We start from the raw sequence: 21,050 nt of genomic DNA on the forward strand, positions 1-21,050 counted from the left end.
ACCTTTACTGGGTAAGATTAATTTTAGCGCCTTTAATTTCCACACTATTTTTTCCGGATAGGGTTAGAGATTTATCCGCAGTGGCATTAATTGACTGCCTGGCTACCAGCGAAATATCTTTATCCTGTTGCAGGGTCATTTTGTTGCTCCCTGCATTTATTGTGATAGTTTTATTTTTGCTATCAATAAGTAACTGTTGTTCTATATCACCATTTTTAACAATCAGTGTTTTTTCTCTATTATCTTGAGTCGGCTCAAAAGGCGCTCTATTTTTAGGATTATGCATCGCGCCTAAAATAACGGGATAGCGCGGGTCATTTTCAAAAAATCCAATAATGACTTCATCACCTGGCTCTGGATAAAAACAAAAACCACTTTCATGGCTGGCATAGGGCTTCCCGAGTCTGGCCCACAAATATTCATTTGGACGATTTAACGTTGATAGAATAATTGGGATACGATTTAGCCCCACACCGTCCTGCTGATATTTTCCCACAGTCGCAATATGTAGCCCCGACGCTTCAGGCACCATAGGTAAACTTTCCGGCTGCAACCCTATTTCCAGCGTTGTTTCCCAATCAACTTGTCGGTTAAAACGCTGGCGAACGCCAGTAATGATTGCGGTGCCATCAACTTGAGAACCAAAACCCAATAATTGAATGCTGTCCCCCAATTGATAACGCCCACTGCCGTTCAGTAAGAATGCCCCGGTTACCCCAGAAATACGCTGATTGAGTAATAACCCCTGAGCCAAATAACCACTCTCCAGCGTTGTGAGTGGACTACTGTAGCGAATATCCCAACTTTCTTTATTCAGCGAGGCTAAACGGTCAACAGAAAGTGCGCCTTTACCTGTCGCGATGCTACCGTAGCGACCACCTGATTGTGGCTGTTGCTTACTGATATCCCAACCACTGATTTCTAATGAGGCTGGATTTCGCTGATTGTCAAACTGCCAGTAAGCATCTTTAACTACAATGTCTTGATTCCCATCTCCCCGGTTTTTTAAGATATGCACCGGTCTCGTATTCAGTGTTTCAGCTTGTACTAAGCTGACGCCTTCCGTCGTTGGCAATAGCCATATCCCCATTGCCGAAAGGCGGCACAACAGAAAATACCAATCAGAACAGCGAAACTGCACCATCTGTTCATGTTGTTGATCCAGCGCGGGGATGCGCCCAAAACTGGCTTTCACGCCCGCCTGATTCAACAGACTACTTAAGATGGCTTTTTCACTTTTGTCGCTGAAGCGCTGTGAGTGCTGGGTATCCACCATCAGTTGTAGCCGATGTTTGATAACCAGAGTCAGCAACAATTGTTTATTTCTGACCCGTAGAGACTGGCGAGTAATAACGCCGTTAAACAGCACCGATTTTTGGCTCCCCTCACATAGCTCCATTGTCAGGTTTTTCCCCACCTGACAATGAGCCAATTCCCTCTGAACATCAGCCTGATGGAAAGAGGATAATGATCGATCCGGTACGCTTAGCTTGATGGTCGTCGAGGCAATGCTATTAACACGATGATAGGTATCTACATCGACGGTGGCCAGTAAGGCCAGCACCTTACCATCGGCGATGATGTTGATTTTATAGCTCATAAATCCTCCCCTCTGGCAGCCTGCAAAATGTCGCCAGGGATGAAACCATTTAGGTTATCCAACCCGTTTTGCTGGGCGAGCATCAGATAATCGGCACCCCCTGCCAAGGTTAATGGCACGCTGGCGGCAATCAGTGCCAAAGAGACTCCATCCTGAACCCGTAGTGCAATTTTCGCCGGTGATTTCAGATTTTGTTCAGTTTCCTGCAATATCAAACTTTCATCGGCGACTAACGTCAGGAAAACTCTCGCCCGTAATGGTGTTGCATCGCGATCAAACAGGGTATAGCTCACTGACAGTTCTTTGGTTCTTCCAGCAAAGTAACCCCGATTTTCCCAGCGCATTTTCCCCCATTTAATATGTAGAAATTGGGTTTCTTTACTGGTGGCATCCACGCAACAGAGCTGTTTTAACTGCGTGAGTTGTGTTTCTATTGGCGTTTTATTGCCTGGCATGGTTGCATCAAAAATCAGCTCAAGTGATAACCCTGCAGGTTTTGCTTGTACATAAGTACTGCTCTGTTTCTCGTTATTAATGGCCTGAGATTGCAAATAGTCCGTTAGATAGTTCAACTGCAAGGTTGTCGGGTTATACATAGCCTGTAATGTCCCCGCCCATTTTTTCCCTTCCCGATCCTGATAAGCATCGATGGTCAGTTTCGCCAAACCACGTTCAATCAGACTCATGGACGCCACCCTTCCCCATCGCGCAGTGCCGCCAGCACTTCACGCTTAATCCTATCCACCCAAGCTGCCTCATCCAGACTCTCCTGCACCAAAGAACGTGTTTGCTGCTCAGCAGGGTTATTAGGGGTGGCAGGCGCCACTCGGGCCTGAATAACTAACTCTCTGATTTCCACTGTCATACCTTGACTCCCAGCCAGCGCATATCCTGATAGCGCAATTCAAGTGTGTTCACCAATATGGCATTACTGCTGGCGTCAAAATCACTGGTTTGCCAGCTTACCGGCAGCGCATTACTTAGCGTCCAAGTGGACAGCGGCAGCAAATTCTCATTCAGTAACATAATCACCACATCGGCATAGATAACATTTTCCCCGCGCAAAACCCGATCGAACATCATGGTCAGGGGAGATACCGTCATTACGCCACGTTCAAGTCTGAGGGTGCCATGCTGGATCTTTTCAGCGAAATAGGTGTTGCGGGCATTTTCGCCACCCTCACTGTACTGAGTAACCTGTAACTCCCGGCTAAGGCCGGATATGCGCTGGAAGCGAATATCCAGTGGATTGGGAATACCGTTAAAGACAAAACTGGCCATAAAACGGTGAGATACTGCCGGTGTGTTGTAATCGCTCATCGTGATCTCTCCTCTTTTAAGATAAAAGGGCACCCGTGCGGGTATCAAATACCAAATTAATCTCAATAAACTCAGCCGGGAATAGCACCGCCAACTCTATTTTCATGATCATTTTCCCAGCACGAACATCCTCCTCCGTCATCGTTTCGTTTAACCCCAGCAGGACATTAAACGCCTCATCTTCCTGTGTGCCATAAAGCCCCCCCTGTAACCATAATTGCCGTAACCAGTTGCAGCTTTGCCCTTTGCATTTCATCCATGTCAGCTCATTATTCGGTTCGAAGGTATACATGCGGGTCAGTTGAGCTAAATTAGCGGCGACATAAGAAACCAAGCGGCGAGTCTGCAAGTAACGCCATGGTGTATTGTCACTGTTTTCCAGGGTACGGCATCCCCAAATACGAATACCTTTCCCTGGGAAACTACGCACCAGGTTGAGAGAGCTTTCGCTGGCGTTAAACAACTCATCACTTTGCAAGTGTGACTTAACCGGTCTAATCACCTGAGTCAATACCACATTCGCGGGCGCTTTCCACACCCCGACATTGTTATCAGTACACTGTATGACTGCCGCAATAGCCGCCGTGGGTGACAACACAATCCGTTGCGCTTCAGCCCCTTCAACAGAAGTATTGCGGTAAGTTGTTTCCACTCTTGGCCAATATGCCGCCCCCCATTGGCGATACGTTGACGACAACCTCTGTAAACAGTGCCGGGCGAGAGCAACATCATCAGGTGCATCCAACAGCACAAATAAGTTAGGTTTGGCCTGACTGAGCTCCAGCAATGCGGCCCAACCGGCAGACCACAAATTTTGATGCGTTAAGTTGCTCGTAATAAGGCTGTCATTAAGGCGGGATATATCTGGTGCCAAAATCAACGTAATCCGCGGTTCACCCGCAATAGTTGCACTAACTGAAACGTCCTGTAATGCTGATATAAGGTTATCTGCTTCAGATTCGGTCATTACATCGGATGGCATATTCCCTGCCAGTGGTAAAATAAAAGCTTGCTCGCCCCCATTATCAAAATAGTGTCTGACAGCAAATGCCATAAGACTTTGGTCGCCAAATGTCTGGATATAATCCGCCAGACTATCAACACGAATCGCGACCGTTTCAGTTTTTTCTTTTGCGGTATAGTCGGTATAACCAATAAATACGGGAACAGCTGTGGCTATCACGCCCTGACGGGTGGATATTATACTGTCGGTCAAGGTGACACCCGGCTGTGTTCTCTCCATCATCATGTCCTCCATCAGTGGTTAGATAGGCACCATAAAATTACGGTGCCTGATATTTTTCTCATGGAGATTATTGAGCAACATCTTGCGTAAATTGCAGAATAATAAACTCAGCCGGCCGTACTGCTGCCAGTCCGATCGTCATGATCATTTTGCCCTGTTTGATATCATCATCAGACATGGTGAGACCCTGACCAATCTGGACAAAATAAGCCTCTTCAGGGCGATCGCCCATCAATGCCCCTCGCTGCCAAAGGGCATAAAGATAGTTATCAACAGCCGCTTTGGCTCGTATCCAGGTAGGCTGATTATTGGTTTCAAACAGCGCGCTTCGCAGTGCCTGACGAATATCCCGTTCAGCCGAGCTGAATAACCGACGAACCGGAATATAACGCCAGTTAATATCTCCCGAGTCGCCAACAGAGGTACGTGCGCCCCAAACAACGAAGCCCCGGCCGCTAAAGAAACGAATAACGTTAATCCCTCTGGCGTTCATATCTCCCTGACGTTGATCATCAACCTTATCGAGCAGGCCCCCAATGCCATTGAGCACAACGTTGGCCGGTGCCTTCCACACTCCTCGGCTACTATCAGTCTGGCAATAAACGCCGGCGATAACCGCACTCGGAGGAATAATAACCATACGCTGCTGCTCTAGCTGCATCTTGTCATCAATATCTCCAGCCAGCGTTGGGTTTTCCTCCCGCAGTGCTGCCAAGGTCTTAAACTGATCCTTACCCTCTTCATTCTCATAACCACTGACAATAATATTTTCATCATCAGGTAACACAGAGGGTCTCAGGTTAGTTTCCAGTTGAGGATAGTAAACGGCAGCCTGAGGAATTTGACTCACATTCGCCACCGAATCACCATCATTACTATCCGCGATCAGGAAGTAGCCGACCTTTTGACTTAACAGTGTTTTTAATGCGTTATAAACCATTGTTTTATAGGTAATTTTACTTTCCGGGCAGACTAATAAGGTAATGTCCCCTTTTTGCTCAATAACATCAGGGATAGCCGCCATTGCCAGAGCATCATCAGCATTTTTTATTGGGTAGATATAACAGGCTCCACCGCCATTTTGAAAATAGAGCTGCAATGCTTCAACTGCGGGAGAAAACTTGACGTCTTCAATACGGTACTCCCACTTATTTTCAGTGACGTCGGCTACTTTACTTTTCGATTTGGCTCTAGACTTAGGGACTGTTTCAGAATCTGCTGTCAGGAGAACTGATTCAGTGGATTTAATTACAACTTCAGTTGCAGGAGCCAGAGAATAAGCCGAGGTAAACTCAAGCCAATTATTAATACGGGTACAAACCGTCGTGGTATCTACCGATTTAGGAGTAAACTCACCAATAAAAACAGGTACGGCCGTGGCACTATTATTAACAGAGAATGCCAATGAAGCATCTTCTTCAATATAAACACCCGGTGTTGTTCTTGAAATAGCAGGCATGGTAATTCCTCATAATCAGTGAATTAACGCTGTTCAACATCTTGGGTAAACTGAAGAATAATAAATTCCGCTGGCCGAACTGCCGCCATGCCGATTTTAATGATCATCTTTCCTTCATTAATCTGATCAGCGGTCATGGTGACACCTAGACCAATCTGCACAAAATACGCCTCTTCTTCACTGTTTCCGGCTAAGGCCCCTTGACGCCACAGATCATAGAGATAATTGCTGACCGCCGCACGTACCCGCTCCCAGGTCGGCTGGCTATTCGGCTCAAAAACGGCAAAGCTCATGGCCCGTCTGATATCTCTCTCTGCAGTATTAAACAAACGGCGAACCGGGATATAGCGCCAGTTGTCTTTATCCTCCAGCGTTCTTGCCCCCCAAACTGTGGTGCCCGTGTTTGTAAAGTTTCGGATCATGTTGAAAGCCCGATTCGAGTTATAGACCCCTTGCAAGTCATCAGTAACCAGAAACTTCGGTTCCAAACCACCTTTCAACGCGATATTAGCCGGTGCTTTCCACACACCTCGGGACAGATCCACTGCGGCATATACCCCCGCCATAACAGCACTTGGCGGAATATCAGCATCAGCCCAGTCAGCGGTTAGCCAAGGGTAATAAACTGCCGCAAATGGAGTCGCGGTATATTTACTCTGAGCATCTTCGACTCCATTTATTGTCAAAGCCGTTTTAGGGCCATCAAGAATGGCAAACAACCCTTTGCCGGGCTGACATAACGTATCCACTGCTACTTGAATATTCTCACCAGCGGCAACCAATAATGTCACATCATCTAAGGTTGGAATGACCGCCTCTAGATCACTGGTTTTGATGAGATAACAATAGCCGCCACCATTAGTAAAATAAGCACGTAAAGAAATAGCTAATTTATCGCTATGATTAAAATCACCAGCGAGATTAAGATAATCCATCCATGAGTTAATTCGGGTTGCTTCACCTTCGTCAACAATATTACTATTTTCTCCTACAGCAAAAACTGGCACAGCAGTGGCACTATTTGAAATGGAAAGAGCCAGGCTATTTAGCTCTTCGATATAAACACCAGGATAACTGGTACTCGTCGTCATAATAATTCCTTTATCAGAGTAAAATAAGTATCAATAAATTAAACAGATTGAATCGTTACCCGATCCGCCGCTAGCGTCACTTCTTGAACAGCAACATCATTGCTGGTGGCATCAAATGAAGGCGAGGTCAGTGAGGTAGGGAAAGCATTAGAGACGCTCCAGGTCATGAGTAACTCTGTACCTGCATCATTAGTCAGGCTGATCGTAATATCTTTTTTCTCTACCTGATTAAGTTGAATTGAATTAATCCAGTCAAACAACTCTGTTTTTCCAGGGAAAACACCTTTTCGCAAGGTGATATTAATCAACTGACGCTGCCCTGGCATTTTAAACCAGTTACCCACACCATCTCGATATTCAATCGTGTCATAGGTTATATCCAGACCTGATACACTATTAAATGGGATTTGCTCATCACCGATGGATACAATAAAACGATAAGTAGGAATTGGATATTCAACAGAAATCTGCGATGCACTTGTAGACATAATAACCTCATTGATTAGTAATAAAATACATAGTGAAAAATCAAGAATCAAACTGTCATTGATCTGATGAGCATGTAAAAACAACGCTACCGCCACAAAATGTAAAAGGACACATTCTATTAAAATATTGAAACACACTCACACATCGATATTAATTGTGCAAAAAATTCCTAAGAAAGTACATTGCTAACAATGCAATTTGCCTTTTATGCAATTTATATTTTATACACGTTGTTTATTGCGCAATATAAGATCACAAACACGTAAGACTCGCCTAATTAAGTTATTATTCATTCCACACCCGCCATAGTTAACATATATATACAGGGTGGGGGCGAGGGATCAATAAAAAACAGATAAAAAAGTGAAATAAAAGAGCCACTACAACCAAAGGGAGAGCATATGGAATTAGACACCCCAAGCCTTGAGGTCATTATTATATGGCTAATTATAGGATTATTAGCAGCCTGGGGAGGGCTTGTTAGGTACATTATTGATATAAAAGAAAAAAATAAAGAATGGGACAGTAAAGAAGTATTAAGTCAGATAGTTATTTCCAATTTTTCTGGATTCCTTGGTGGCTTCCTCAGTTTTGAGAGTGGTGTCAGCCTTTATATCACATTTGCTATATCAGGTTTGTTCGGAACCATGGGAAGCTCAGGGATACATTATCTATGGAGAAAGTTTTTTAGCCATGGAGATAAAAATGAGCACAAATAACCTATTTAAATTCAGCGAAAGAAGCGAAAAACACTTAAATGGTGTACATCCTGATTTGGTGAAAGTAGTTCACTTAACCTTATACCTAACTCACACAGACTTCATCGTTATTGAAGGCCTTAGAACAGCAGAAAGCCAAAAAAAAATGGTTAATAGTGGACACAGTCAAACGCTAAACAGCCGGCATTTAACCGGCCATGCTGTTGACTTGGCACCGTTAATCAATGGCATGATCCCATGGAGTAACTGGTCAAATTTTGCTGAGCTCGCGAATACCGTTAAGCAAGCCGCACAAAATCTTAATATTCCTATTATCTGGGGAGGAGATTGGATCTCACTTAAGGATGGGCCGCATTTTGAGTTATCCCGACAGCATTACCCATAATAAATTATTTATTTTAAATACCCAGACCAATGTAATACGGACCATGTCCAAAAAAAACAGACTTATTTTCGACTCATTTATTTATGCCAATCATAGTTCTCATATAGGACATAGATATGAACATCACCCGTTACTCGGATCAACCGGAGGTCAAGCCATGCCGAATCGAGCCATCTTATTTACTGGATTACTTTTACTACTGGCATTGATCGGTTCAGTACTGAGCACGCGCCATTACCATCGACTTGCCACTGATTGGAAGAACTCAGCTCGACAAAGTCAGCAAGCTCTGACCACGGCTAATACCGTCCTTGCCGTACAAAAGCGCCAACAACAACACGTTGCCGCACTGGATAAACAGCATACAGAGGAACTCGCCCATGCAAAAACGACCATTGAAGATTTGCGCAATGCTGTTGCCACTGGCTCTCGGCGCTTGCAGTTCAACTCAATCGGTTCCGTGCCCGTTAGAAATGGGGCCACCCGAACCTCCAGCGTGGTTGATGCTGCCCAACCCCGATTTACTGACGCCGCTAAACGGCATTATTTCGATCTCCGGTACCGGATCGCCATCGCCGACCAGCAAATAACGGGGCTACAGGAGTATATCCGGCTGGCTTGCCTAAAATCTGAGATTCAATAGGCATGGAATTAAGCCCCCTTAATGGGAAAAATGATAGAGGCTAGTTTTATAACTATATTTTAACAAAGTAAATAATCAGTAAAAAAATTACCTTAATTCATTATATTTTTAATTTCACAACAGATAATTAAAATTGTATCCATGGCTTATCTAATATAGAGAGGTTCCATATAGATCAGATAAAACAACATTTACGTTTATTTATTATAAGCACCTAAAAACATCACAATAACCTAACCAAGTATTTCTAAAATACCCAGGAGATCTATATGCTAAAAACATGTGAAAAACCCAAAAAAAATAAAGGTTCTGATACTACAGAAAGCAACAGTTCATATGAATATAACACACCCAAAAAATGCCTAAAAACTGATGATGGACCAAGTAGCAGTACAACTGAAGATAGTCAGAAGACGAAAGTATTAGTGGTAGGGTATTCTCCTACTGGTGGTGGGCATACTGGCCGTACGCTGGATATCGTGAAGTACGCCCTTGCTCAGGGCACTCTAGATGAATACAAGTTAGTCGTATTTTATGTCCCGCCTAAGTGGGAGGATAAAGATCGCCCAGAGGGATTGAACAATCTTGCAAAAAATATACTCGATAGAGAAATCAGGGTAAAAATAATTGAATCAGAAAAACCTGTTTACGGTTACCTTAATGAAGACGGAAGTTCAAATGATGCTAAAATTATTACACGCATAGCGTTGCAGCCATTATATAGAAAAGTAAATATTATGCTCTCTAAAGATAACATTACTGAAGAAGAAAAAAATAAAATAAAAGAAGAAAATAACTTTCTAGTAAAATATTATGGAGAATTAACGCCAACAATTGAAAAAGTAAACGATTATAAAGAAGGTAATAACATTAATCAATTACAACGTATGACAGCCAATACACTTATAAAGAGCCTGAAGGATGAATATAAAATTACAGTTCTTTCTGATATGGACCCTGCATTACAAAAAGCAGCGAAAAACCATGGAATTTCAGATAATCAACGATTAGATCAACAAAATCATGCAATACTCTTAGATTTGGAAAATACTAATCATAATCTAAATATGAAAAATGCGGTTTTGGCTAAGGTCTTAGGGGGCCGGGGTGAGAAGATATCTCATATCAGCCTGGGGGGTAAAAACACATTAGCAGGCGCACTTTCCACCTTAAATCAATTCGGTGACGAAAATAGTAAAATGGAAGATGTTAGAAATGCAATATATGAAAAAATTTTTAACGCTGCGATAAATGCTAATGATATTAACCATCAAAAAAAATCCCCCTATGTTGGCGTTGTGAAAAGTGAAAATTTAGATAAATCCAGTGATATTAAAAATGTGATATATATATATGCCCATAACAAGACAAACACTATTTTAAATTACATTATTAATAAAATAAATAGTGAAGATTATAAAAACAAAGTTTTTATTTTCTGTGGTCCCGGCGCCATCCCTGATTACAATGCCATGCATTTGGCGTATTTAATTGATGCCGATGGTATTACAACCTCAGGAGCAGGCACCAGCGGTGAATTTGTTTACCTGCATAAAAACGCCGGCGCAAAATCCAATCTTCTGAGTCTTCCCATTGAAGGTCATAATGAGCAAGAGAAAATAACTGATATATTATATAAAGATATAGACACAAATAAACATATGGTTCCTAAACATAGGAAAATTAAATATTTAGAAAAAAATATTAACAAGTCAGGAAAAAACATTAACGAGTTAGAAGAAGACATTGATGAGTTAGTAAAAAAATCTGGACATGATAAAAACAATGGCACAGAGTCTTGCCAAAAATTACGCCGAGCATTAGAAAATGAAGAAACCTATGTCAAACAGGCTCACGATATTATTTTTACAGGAGAAGAATTAGATTCATACGCGTCTAAATATAAAGAAATTGAAGAGAAAATGTATAAAGACCCTACATTAAAGGCAACCCGAAAATATCTTAAACTCGTTTTCCAATCATTATCCTACTTGACAAAAAAAACCAAAGAAGAACCAATGAATATTTACTTCTCTGGAAAAGAAGAACCCATTAAATTCAAAGATATTGATGAATTAAGAAAACAATTTAATGAACCAGAGTCACTGCAAAAAATATTAGGCTTAAAGAGTAAAGACGATGTGAAATCACTACCTTTATTTAAAGAAGTAAGGACCCTAATTAACTCCAAAGATTATAAAGATGAGAGTAAATTTTTTAAATTAGCAAAGTTATTTGGTAAAGATATGACGACCGGATTTTAATCAGGTACGCAGAGTAGTCTGAAGAATTGTTATATGACGAAACACGTTGCGGCAGTGTGGGAGTATGGTTCTGAAGAGGTCGAAGCCGTTATATACTGGTATGATTTACAAGGCATCTATCGGGATGGTCTAAAAGTGCTTGGGCAGTGATGTTCTCAGCGTTATCCATTGGAAGAAAGATAAAGACACAGTAAGTCGAACATAAACTGGCAACATAAGTTGTCAGTTTATGTTTTAGAAGGCACTCTTCATGAGGTTTTTGTCAGGGCCATTGTGGGCATATCAATATATTGTACAGAATATGAATTAACAGATTGTTTGGATTAAAAGATTGTTCTGGCCTCCCAGGCAGCGCCAGTTACTCTCCCACAGAATGGGCGGTTGTTCGATGCTGATGCCACAACCAGCCACTAATGCTCCCCAACAAAACGGCCATCATTAGCGCCGCGACCATCAACTGTGACTCACCGTAAAATTTTGCAACTACCGGCACCATCAATGCGCTCATGCCATAGCCCAATGTATGACTGGTAGCGATCACGCCGGAACCTTTTCCTGTAGACAACCGGTCGTTCAACATCAGTTGATAACCCGGTGTCGCCATCGCGGCGCCGAAAGAAGCCAGCGCACAACCTACGTAGAATAATGCCAGCGGCTGTACACACATCAGCCCTAAGCCAAGCACCATGAGCAAGGCTGCTACTAGCAGCAACTGAGGTGGCGTAAAACGTTGTGGTCGCACCACCAAAAACTGTGCCAGCAACGTACAACCGGCGGCCATGCTGAGCAAAATTGCCACGTGGTGGCTCACCGTGGTGGCCGAATGGCTAAACAATCGACTTAAGTGAGGTGCCAGGCCAAGTTGCATCAGACTGACGGTTGCCGCAAGCAACAGCGCGCACAACAAATAAGGCAACATATTGAAGCGTAACCGATTCTGTTGATGTACCACTGGGGGTAACGGCGGGTCATTGTATTGGCGATACACCACCAGCAGTGCGATCAGTGGTGCTATCGCCATCAGCCACAGGGGGGCCATCGGGTGTATTGAGAGCGCGAGGGCAGCACACAATGGGCCTAGCAGGCGGCCACAACTCAGCCCCGAACTGATGGTCGCCAGCGCCGCCATCCGTTGCTCATAACCGGCACGCTGTAATGCCCAGGTCTGGCTAGCGGGCACCATACCAGAGACGGTTAGGCCATAAATAATACGAGCCACGATTAGCCAGCCCAGACCGGCCATTTCTGATAACCCCCCTACGGATAATCCCCACACTGCCAGCGCCAACAAAACAAAACTAAGCAAGTAGCCTGCCAGTGCCATGATGACAACAAATTTGCAGCCACGGATCTCGGCTTGCCGGCCCCACCACGCCGATCCCACTAAAAATAGCATGGAGCCGAGTGTCAATAGACCCGCCCACACCGACAATGACAGGTGAGTGCGGCTTACCAATACCGGCAACACCACTAATAAACCGTTTTGCCCGATACCCAGTAACCCGACGCAGCACGCTAAGGGCCAATGAGTAGAAGATGTAAACCCGCTTGAGCGAGCGTCAGACTCTGAGGATATGCGCATTAAAAGTAAATTAACCGTTAATAAAGGTGTGGTTTTTTGAGGGAAATTTATTGAAAAATCGTATCATATACCAATTGATAATGATAACCATTATTGATATAAGGATCGTTCTCAGTGAATTAATAAGCGACATGACATCATGACTATCCAAGTAGAAACCTTAGCAACCGATGTGGCTGCTCAATGTTTTCTCAACGCGCTGATTCGTGAAACCCAGGACTGGCAGATCGTTCCGGCAACGAACAACCAACAGTACCCACAACTCCACATTCCTCTTTCCTCTTCACACGCTATCCACATTGCCTTATGCCATATCTCCCCAACACAACATCATCACTATCTATTCCCTGCCTATCTACATCAGCAGGATAATGATAGGCAGGATGATGATACCCCGGTAAAACTCGGGTTCGAACAGTTGGTGACGCTTCTGCTGGAGAAACCAACGGTAAAAGGTGAGCTGTCTGATGATGTGGTAGCACGTTTCCACCAAAGGGTGCGGGAAAGTCATGATAATACCCAGCAGGCGATTAATATTCGTCTGGACTGGCCGTCATTACGCGATAAACCACTTAATTTTGCCCAGGCAGAACAAGGATTACTGGCCGGCCATGCCTTTCACCCGGCACCGAAATCCCATCAACCCTTTGATAAAAAACAGGCCCAGCGTTATCTGCCCGATTTTGCCTCCCGCTTTCCACTACGCTGGTTTGCGGTCGATAAACGCTACCTGTGCGGCGATAGCCTCAAGCTAACGCTACAACAACGGCTGCAACGCTTTGCCAGCGAAAGCGCCCCACAATTACTCGCGCATTTTACCGATGACGTTTGGCTGCTCCCCATGCACCCCTGGCAAGCCGATCACCTATTGAAACAAGACTGGTGCCAGCAATTATTACAACAAAACGCGTTGCATGATCTGGGCGAAGCCGGTGAACGCTGGCTACCCACCAGTTCTTCACGTTCACTGTACAGCCCGTCAAACCACGACATGGTCAAGTTCTCACTCAGTGTGCGCCTGACCAACTCAGTACGAACACTGTCGGTAAAAGAAGCCAAACGCGGTATGCGCTTGGCACGTTTGGCTCAAACGCCCCGCTGGCAAGAGCTGCAAGCGCGCTACCCGGCTTTCCGTGTGATGCAGGAGGACGGTTGGGCCGGTTTGCGTTCAGCCGATTTCACTCTTCAAGAAGAGAGTCTGTTAGTACTACGCGACAACCTGCTATTCAGCCAACCCGATAGCCAGACCAATGTGTTGGTCACCTTGACACAAGCCGCGCCCGATGGGGGGGACAGCCTGCTGGCCAGTGCTGTGCGTCGTTTGGCTGCCCGTCTGAATCTGCCATTGCAACAGGCCGCTTTCTGCTGGCTGGATGCTTACTGCCAGCACATATTATTGCCACTGTTCAGCACCGAAGCTGACTACGGGCTGGTGTTGTTAGCGCATCAGCAAAATATTCTGGTGGAGATGCAGCAAGACCTGCCAGTCGGTATGTTGTACCGCGACTGCCAAGGGAGCGGCTTTACCCAGAGCGCGATGCCATGGTTGGCGGAGATTGGCGAAGCCGAAGCGGAAAATAGCTTTAGCGAACAGCAATTATTACGTTATTTCCCGTATTACCTGCTGGTGAACTCCAGCCTGGCGGTAACGGCTGCTTTGGCTGCCGCAGGTTTCGACAACGAGGAAAATTTGATGGTTCGTGTTCGTGACGCACTCAGCGCCCTGCGGGCTTGCGCCAAAAACACCTTATGTTTGGATTACGTACTTGATAGCCCACATTGGAACTGCAAAGGTAATTTCTTCTGCTATCTACACGATCACAACGAAAACACCATCGTTGATCCGGCAGTGATCTACTTCGATTTCGTTAACCCTCTGCACCAGGGGGTGATCAATGGAGCCACACGCTAAGTTAATACACTCCGGTGGCAGTTTTTACTGTGAACATCTGGGAAAGGCGCTGCCTCTTGCTCTCGGGCTTGACGGCAGTGCCGTACTGCACTTGCCTGGGCCGTTACCGCAAGGTTGGTTGGTGCAAGCACTGGATCAACTGTTCATCGCCGCACCGCTGTTGACGGGTATCGCCTTGCCATATGTCGAGTGGCGCGATGCACCGCAGGCGCTGGCTCTGTTTGCCTTGACCAGCAGCGACTATGTGGCACGGGAGATATTTTATCAGTTACCACTGTGGCTGGGTGCAGAACGCAACCGGGCTGCGGGCCAGATGCAATATGATACCGAGCGACATCTCTGGTATCCGCAACGCCCGCCCCGCCCAGACGGAGAAGTCTATCGCCGCTTCGATCCCAACATCAAACGTACCCTGAGTTTCCGGTTACCGGAAGTCGATCACGATGCCCCCCAGTTCACCCGTTGGATGAACGCACCGCGCGTGGATGCTTTTTGGGAAATGAGCGGCCCACTTGACGTGCAGGCAGCTTATCTGCAACGCCAATTAGACTCCCCCTATTGCTACCCGCTGCTGGGATGTTTCGATGATCAACCATTCGGTTATTTCGAAGTGTACTGGGCGGCGGAAGACCGCATTGGCCGCCACTACCGTTGGCAACCTTTTGACCGCGGGTTGCATATGCTGGTCGGTGAAGAGAACTGGCGCGGTGCGCAATATATACACAGTTGGTTACGTGGTCTAACGCATTATCTGTATCTGGACGAATCGCGCACCACGCGCGTAGTGGCAGAACCGCGTATTGATAACCAGCGTTTGTTCCACCACCTACCCGCCGCTGGCTACCACACCTTAAAAGAGTTTGATTTCCCGCATAAACGTTCGCGTCTGATCATGAATCAACGCGCCGATTTCTTCCGGGAGGGTACACGATGATCACCACCGATTATGCTAACTGGCAGCAGGTTAATCGCCACATGATCGCTAAAATCCTTAGCGAACTCGAATATGAGCGCACTCTGCGTGCTGAATTACACGGTGAAACATGGCGCATCACCTTGCCCGGCGCGGTTTACACCTTTAACGGCAAGCGGGGTATCTGGGGTTGGTTACATATTGATCCTGCCACGCTGCGCTGTGAGGGTGTACCGCTCGCCGCTGACCATATGCTGCGCCAACTGGCGCTGGTGCTGAAGATGGACGATTCGCAGGTCGCGGAGCACCTTGAAGACTTGTACGCCACACTGCGTGGTGACATGCAGTTACTCTCTGCTCGCCACGGTATGAGTGCGGAAGCGTTGATCGCCCTTAATGATGATGCCCTGCAATGCCTGCTGGCTGGTCACCCGAAATTTATCTTCAACAAAGGCCGCCGCGGCTGGGGTCTAACCGCCCTGCAGCAATATGCCCCCGAATATCAGGGCCAATTTCGTCTGCATTGGGTCGCAGCCAAACGTGGCAGCTTTATCTGGTGCGTGGATGCCGAATACCCGTTAGAAAACTTGCTCAACAGCGCCATGGACCCCGCCGAACGTCAACGCTTTGATCGCCGCTGGCGCGAGTGCCAATTGAATGATGATTGGGTCCCGGTGCCTTTACATCCGTGGCAATGGCAGCAAAAAATTGCCTTGCACTTCCTGCCACAACTGGCCGAAGGTGAACTGATCGAACTGGGTGAATTTGGCGATCACTATCTGGCGCAACAATCGTTACGCACATTAACCAATGTCAGCCGCCGTGTGCCATTTGATATCAAACTGCCACTCACCATTTACAATACCTCTTGTTATCGTGGCATCCCAGGCAAATACATCAGCGCAGGCCCGGCGGCTTCGCGCTGGTTGCAGCAAGTCTTCGCACAAGACCGCACACTGCATGAAAGCGGGGCTGAGATCCTCGGTGAACCCGCCGCAGGTTATATGCTGCACCAGACCTACGCCACACTCGCCAATGCGCCTTATCGCTGCCAGGAAATGTTCGGTGTGATTTGGCGAGAGAATCCGTCCTGCTATTTGCGAGAGGGTGAACATGCCATTTTGATGGCGACGCTGATGGAAACCAACAATCAGGGTCATCCGCTGATCGCGGCCTATATTGCACGTTCGGGGTTAAATGCTGAAGCCTGGCTGGAGCAGATGTTCCGCGTGGTAGTGGTGCCAATGTACCACCTGATGTGTTGCTACGGCGTGGCGCTAATTGCCCACGGCCAGAACATCACTCTGGTAATGAAAGACCATGTACCACAGCGCATCCTATTGAAAGATTTCCAGGGCGATATGCGTCTGGTCGATAAAGATTTTCCGCAAGCAGCCTCACTGCCTAACGTGGTTAAAGACGTGACTGTGCGCTTATCTGCCGACTACCTCATCCACGATCTGCAAACCGGCCATTTTGTCACCGTATTACGCTTTATTTCACCGTTGATGCAGGCTTGCAACCTGAGCGAATATCGCTTCTATCAACTGTTGGCACAGGTGCTGGGGCACTACATGGCGCAGCATCCAGACCTGGCAGACCGCTTTACCTTATTCAATTTATTTAAACCACAGATTATCCGTGTGGTCCTCAACCCAGTAAAACTCACCTACTCAGAACAGGACGGCGGCAGCCGCATGTTGCCTGATTATTTGCAGGATCTGGATAACCCTCTTTATTTGGTCACCAAGGAGCTAGCCCAATGAATCAGCCTCTGGATTTCATCGGCATTGGCATCGGCCCATTTAACCTCAGTATTGCCGCACTTGGCAGTGAAGTTTCTGGCTTTAACAGTAAATTTCTCGAACGTAAACCACACTTTTCCTGGCACCCTGGCATGATGGTGCCGGACTGCCATATGCAGACCTGCTTCCTGAAAGACTTGGTCAGCGCGGTCTCCCCGACTAACACTTACAGCTTTCTTAACTATCTGGTGCAGCATAAGAAATTCTACCGTTTTCTGACCACCGAGCACCGGACCGTTTCCCGTGAGGAGTTTGCGGACTACCTTAGCTGGGCCGCCAGTGGCATGAGTTCGCTCGAGTTTAGCCAAGATATTCAGAGCGTAGATTTTGACGACCAGCAGCGCCATTTTGTCGTGACCACCCCAAGTAATGTCTACCACGCGCGCCACGTTTGCCTGGGGATTGGCAAACGCATCAAACTGCCAGACTGTGTGACCGAGCAAAATGACCGCTGCTTCCATGCCAGCGAAATGGCACTGCGTAATCCAGATCTGACCGGTAAACGCGTCACCATTGTGGGCGGCGGCCAGAGCGGGGCTGACCTGTTCCTGAACATCTTTCTCGCTGCATGGGGGCAGCCAAAGCAACTGAACTGGATTTCACGCCGTAACAACTACAACGCACTGGATGAAGCCGCTTTTGCCAATGAGTACTTCATGCCGGAATACGTTGAGAGTTTCTACACCCTGAACGACAGCGCCAAACAGCATATGCTGGCAGAACAGCGAATGACCTCTGACGGCATTACCAGTGAATCGCTACTGGCTATTTACCGTGCTATGTACCACCAATTTGAAGTGTTACGTGAAAAACCGTGGGCGCGCCTGCTCCCCAGCCGCTCACTGACCAATATGCATACACGAGGCAACAGTTATCAATTACTCACCCATCACCATCTCGATCAAGGCACAGAGACTTTTGATACCGATGTGGTAATCTTCGCCACCGGTTACCAGCAGGATCGCCCAGCGTTTCTCGATCCACTGGCTGATCGCCTGCAAACCACCGCCGATTGCCAGTACCAAGTGGCTCCAGATTTTGTCCTCGACTGGCAAGGCCCGCGTGAAAACTGCTTGTTCGCCGTGAATGCCGGTATGCATAGCCACGGCATTGCCGAACCTCAGCTCAGCCTGATGGCTTGGCGATCAGCACATATTCTCAACCGGGCTTTAGGGCGTACTCAGTTCGATTTAACCTCCACCCCGGCGGTGATCCAATGGCGCAGCCAACAGTCTGGTGTCCCTGCCCACCCGGAACATCCCGTGCTCAACTGCATCGACATTTAAATACGGCACCAAGCGTCAAAATATAACAGGCGAAATTTAACGCCATAGACCAATATGGGAGAAAGTCACAATGAAACGCAAACACCTCTGGGTATTAAATCCGTGTCTGCTGGTCATGCTCACACCAGCGGCATGGGCAGAGGATCAACTTGTGGTTTCAGCCAACCGCTCACACCGCAGCGTGGCAGAAATGGCGCAAACAACTTGGGTGATTGAAGGCCAGGAACTTGAGCAGCAAGTTCAGGGTGGTAAGGAAATAAAAGATATCTTGGCTCAATTAATCCCAGGTATCGACGTCAGCAGCCAAGGCCGCACCAACTACGGCATGAACATGCGTGGCCGCTCAATCATGGTGATGATCGACGGCGTGCGGCTGAACTCTTCACGTAGCGACAGCCGCCAACTCGATTCGATCGATCCGTTTAATATTGCACACATTGAAGTCATCTCCGGTGCGACGTCACTTTATGGCGGGGGTAGCACGGGGGGCTTGATCAATATCGTGACCAAAAAAGGCCAGGAAGGAAAACAGGTTGAGTTGCAAATTGGCGGCAAAACCGGCTTTAACAGCCATAACGACCACGATGAGAACATCTCGGCCGCCATGAGTGGGGGGACTGAGCGCGCATTCGGCCGATTCTCTGTCTCTTATCAACGTTATGGGGGGTGGTACGACGGCAAAGGCAATGAGGTTTTGATCGACAACACCCAGACCGGCTTGCAATATTCTAACCGTCTGGACGTGATGGGCACGGGAACCCTCAATATCGACGAAAACCAGCAATTGCAGCTAACCACTCAGTATTTCAACAGCGAATCCGATGGCAAACACGGCTTGTATCTGGGGCAAAACTTCTCAGCAGTAACGGGTACCGGGCAGGCCTCCAACAGCGCAGCGCTAAATTCAGACCGTATTCCGGGTACCGAACGCCATCTCATCAACTTGCAATACTCCAACACGGATTTCTGGGGGCAGGATTTAGTGGCGCAAGTGTATTACCGTGATGAATCACTAACCTTCTACCCATTCCCAACACTGAAAGATGGCAAGGTGAGCACTATCGGTGCATCACAGCAAAAAACCGATTTCTACGGCAGTAAACTGACATTGAACAGTGAACCTATCGATAGCCTAACACTGACTTACGGTATCGATTTGGAACATGAAAGTTTCAATGCCAATCAACAGTTCTTTAATCTGGCGAAGGCACAGCAATCCGGCGGCATGACGTTAGAAAATGCCTACAACGTTGGCCGTTACCCAAGTTATACCACCACCAACCTGGCTCCCTTCTTACAAACCCGCTATGACATCAACCCGATTTTCACTCTGAGCGGCGGTGTGCGTTACCAGTACACAGAGAACAAGGTTGATGATTTCGTGGGTTACGTACAGCAACAAGCGATTGCCAGCGGCTCCGCGACCTCTGCAGATCCCGTGCCTGGCGGGAAAACGGATTACAACAACTTCCTATTCAATGCCGGTTTACTGGCGCACCTGACAGAAAGTCAGCAGACCTGGTTCAACTTCTCACAAGGATTTGAGATCCCAGATCTGGCGAAATATTACGGTTCTGGCTCCTACACGCTGGTTAACGGCCACTATCAGTTGCAAAACAGCGTCAACGTGAATGACTCCAAACTAGAGGGCATCAAGGTTGATTCCTATGAGCTGGGCTGGCGTTATACCGGTGATAACCTGCGTACCCAAATGGCGGGTTATTACTCGCTTTCGGATCAGACTATCTCGATCAACAAAACAGACATGACCATCAATGTATTGCCGGATCAGCGCCGAATCTATGGGGTAGAAGGCGCAGTAGATTACTTCTTCGATAATAGCGAATGGAGTGCCGGTGCAACCTTTAACCTAATCAAATCTGAAACCAAGGTTAGCGGTAAGTGGCAGAAACTGGCTATTGATGCTGCCAGCCCTTCAAAAGCCACCGCCTACGTTGGCTGGGCACCGGGCGATTGGAATCTGCGGGTGCAATCCCAACAGACATTCGATGTTTCCGACAGCAAGGGAAACAAAATAGACGGTTACAACACCATCGATTTTCTCAGTAGCTACGCCCTACCCGTGGGAAAACTCAGCTTCAGTATCGAAAACCTGCTGGACAAAGAGTACACCACCGTTTGGGGCCAGCGCGCACCGATTCTGTATAGCCCAACCTACGGTTCACCCAACTTATACAGCTACAAAGGCCGAGGCCGTACTTTTGGCGTGAACTACTCAGTGTTGTTCTGATAGTACGGCGTTATCTCATATTCCGCCCGTTCATCACCCATCCATAATTAAGGAGCTTTGCGCAAAATTAAGACATTGCGCAAGC

The 21,050-nt window shown here is 46.8% G+C and carries 18 protein-coding genes; 9 read left to right on the forward strand and 9 right to left on the reverse strand.

What is annotated here, in order from left to right; genetic code table 11:
• Positions 1–4: 4 nt before the first annotated feature.
• The 8 genes from AC971_RS17410 to AC971_RS17445 form a co-directional block, all read right to left on the reverse strand.
• Positions 5–1,600 carry a phage baseplate assembly protein V gene (locus AC971_RS17410; protein WP_025381274.1) on the reverse strand — a complete coding sequence of 532 codons (1,596 nt, stop codon included), beginning with the start codon at positions 1,598–1,600 and terminating at the stop codon, positions 5–7.
• Entirely contained in the window at positions 1,597–2,286 is a 690-nt protein-coding gene (locus AC971_RS17415; protein WP_025381275.1) for a CIS tube protein, read from the reverse strand. The genes AC971_RS17410 and AC971_RS17415 overlap by 4 nt, the downstream gene beginning before the upstream one ends.
• A complete protein-coding gene (locus AC971_RS17420; protein ID WP_025381276.1) occupies positions 2,283–2,465 on the reverse strand; it encodes a DUF5908 family protein in 183 nt (60 codons plus the stop codon). Before AC971_RS17420 ends, AC971_RS17415 begins: the two co-directional genes overlap by 4 nt.
• Complete coding sequence (locus AC971_RS17425; RefSeq protein ID WP_025381277.1) at positions 2,462–2,920, reverse strand: phage tail protein; 459 nt, start codon at positions 2,918–2,920, stop codon at positions 2,462–2,464. The genes AC971_RS17420 and AC971_RS17425 overlap by 4 nt, the downstream gene beginning before the upstream one ends.
• A 16-nt stretch (positions 2,921–2,936) precedes the next feature.
• A complete protein-coding gene (locus AC971_RS17430) occupies positions 2,937–4,166 on the reverse strand; it encodes a phage tail sheath C-terminal domain-containing protein (RefSeq protein ID WP_081761308.1) in 1,230 nt (409 codons plus the stop codon).
• Positions 4,167–4,233: 67 nt separating this feature from the next.
• Entirely contained in the window at positions 4,234–5,625 is a 1,392-nt protein-coding gene (locus AC971_RS17435; RefSeq protein ID WP_025381279.1) for a phage tail sheath family protein, read from the reverse strand.
• A gap of 23 nt (positions 5,626–5,648) precedes the next feature.
• The gene (locus AC971_RS17440; RefSeq protein ID WP_025381280.1) at positions 5,649–6,716 is read right to left on the reverse strand and encodes a phage tail sheath family protein; all 1,068 of its coding nucleotides are present in this window, start codon (positions 6,714–6,716) and stop codon (positions 5,649–5,651) included.
• Between the two features lie 38 nt (positions 6,717–6,754).
• Positions 6,755–7,204 (reverse strand): phage tail protein, encoded by a 450-nt coding sequence (locus AC971_RS17445; RefSeq protein WP_025381281.1) that lies wholly within the window; start codon positions 7,202–7,204, stop codon positions 6,755–6,757.
• A gap of 402 nt (positions 7,205–7,606) precedes the next feature.
• Here AC971_RS17445 and AC971_RS17450 point away from each other — a divergent pair, with 402 nt between their 5' ends.
• The 4 genes from AC971_RS17450 to AC971_RS17465 all read left to right on the forward strand — a co-directional run bounded on the left by AC971_RS17450 (position 7,607) and on the right by AC971_RS17465 (position 11,216).
• A complete protein-coding gene (locus tag AC971_RS17450) occupies positions 7,607–7,924 on the forward strand; it encodes a phage holin family protein (protein WP_025381282.1) in 318 nt (105 codons plus the stop codon).
• Positions 7,911–8,309 carry a M15 family metallopeptidase gene (locus tag AC971_RS17455; RefSeq protein ID WP_025381283.1) on the forward strand — a complete coding sequence of 133 codons (399 nt, stop codon included), beginning with the start codon at positions 7,911–7,913 and terminating at the stop codon, positions 8,307–8,309. The genes AC971_RS17450 and AC971_RS17455 overlap by 14 nt, the downstream gene beginning before the upstream one ends.
• 157 nt (positions 8,310–8,466) lie before the next feature.
• Positions 8,467–8,952, forward strand: coding sequence for a lysis protein (locus tag AC971_RS24435; protein ID WP_025381284.1), 486 nt, complete (start codon positions 8,467–8,469; stop codon positions 8,950–8,952).
• Between the two features lie 269 nt (positions 8,953–9,221).
• On the forward strand, positions 9,222–11,216 hold the full coding sequence (locus tag AC971_RS17465; protein ID WP_025381285.1) for a hypothetical protein: 1,995 nt from the start codon (positions 9,222–9,224) through the stop codon (positions 11,214–11,216).
• A gap of 358 nt (positions 11,217–11,574) precedes the next feature.
• On the opposite strand, the gene AC971_RS17470 is transcribed toward AC971_RS17465, so the two are convergent.
• Entirely contained in the window at positions 11,575–12,798 is a 1,224-nt protein-coding gene (locus tag AC971_RS17470) for an MFS transporter (protein ID WP_025381286.1), read from the reverse strand.
• Positions 12,799–12,937: 139 nt separating this feature from the next.
• Here AC971_RS17470 and AC971_RS17475 point away from each other — a divergent pair, with 139 nt between their 5' ends.
• From AC971_RS17475 to AC971_RS17495, 5 genes are all read left to right on the forward strand, one after another.
• On the forward strand, positions 12,938–14,710 hold the full coding sequence (locus AC971_RS17475) for an IucA/IucC family protein (RefSeq protein ID WP_025381287.1): 1,773 nt from the start codon (positions 12,938–12,940) through the stop codon (positions 14,708–14,710).
• Positions 14,694–15,644 (forward strand): GNAT family N-acetyltransferase, encoded by a 951-nt coding sequence (locus tag AC971_RS17480; RefSeq protein WP_025381288.1) that lies wholly within the window; start codon positions 14,694–14,696, stop codon positions 15,642–15,644. Before AC971_RS17475 ends, AC971_RS17480 begins: the two co-directional genes overlap by 17 nt.
• Positions 15,641–17,389 (forward strand): IucA/IucC family protein, encoded by a 1,749-nt coding sequence (gene iucC / locus AC971_RS17485; RefSeq protein WP_025381289.1) that lies wholly within the window; start codon positions 15,641–15,643, stop codon positions 17,387–17,389. The genes AC971_RS17480 and iucC overlap by 4 nt, the downstream gene beginning before the upstream one ends.
• Positions 17,386–18,714: a lysine N(6)-hydroxylase/L-ornithine N(5)-oxygenase family protein gene (locus AC971_RS17490; RefSeq protein WP_025381290.1), complete on the forward strand. Its 1,329-nt coding sequence runs from the start codon at positions 17,386–17,388 to the stop codon at positions 18,712–18,714. The genes iucC and AC971_RS17490 overlap by 4 nt, the downstream gene beginning before the upstream one ends.
• Positions 18,715–18,784: 70 nt before the next feature.
• A complete protein-coding gene (locus AC971_RS17495) occupies positions 18,785–20,965 on the forward strand; it encodes a TonB-dependent siderophore receptor (protein ID WP_025381291.1) in 2,181 nt (726 codons plus the stop codon).
• Positions 20,966–21,050: the final 85 nt, after the last annotated feature.

Origin of the sequence: Yersinia similis (genome assembly GCF_001053095.1) — a bacterium.
Classification (GTDB): domain Bacteria; phylum Pseudomonadota; class Gammaproteobacteria; order Enterobacterales; family Enterobacteriaceae; genus Yersinia; species Yersinia similis.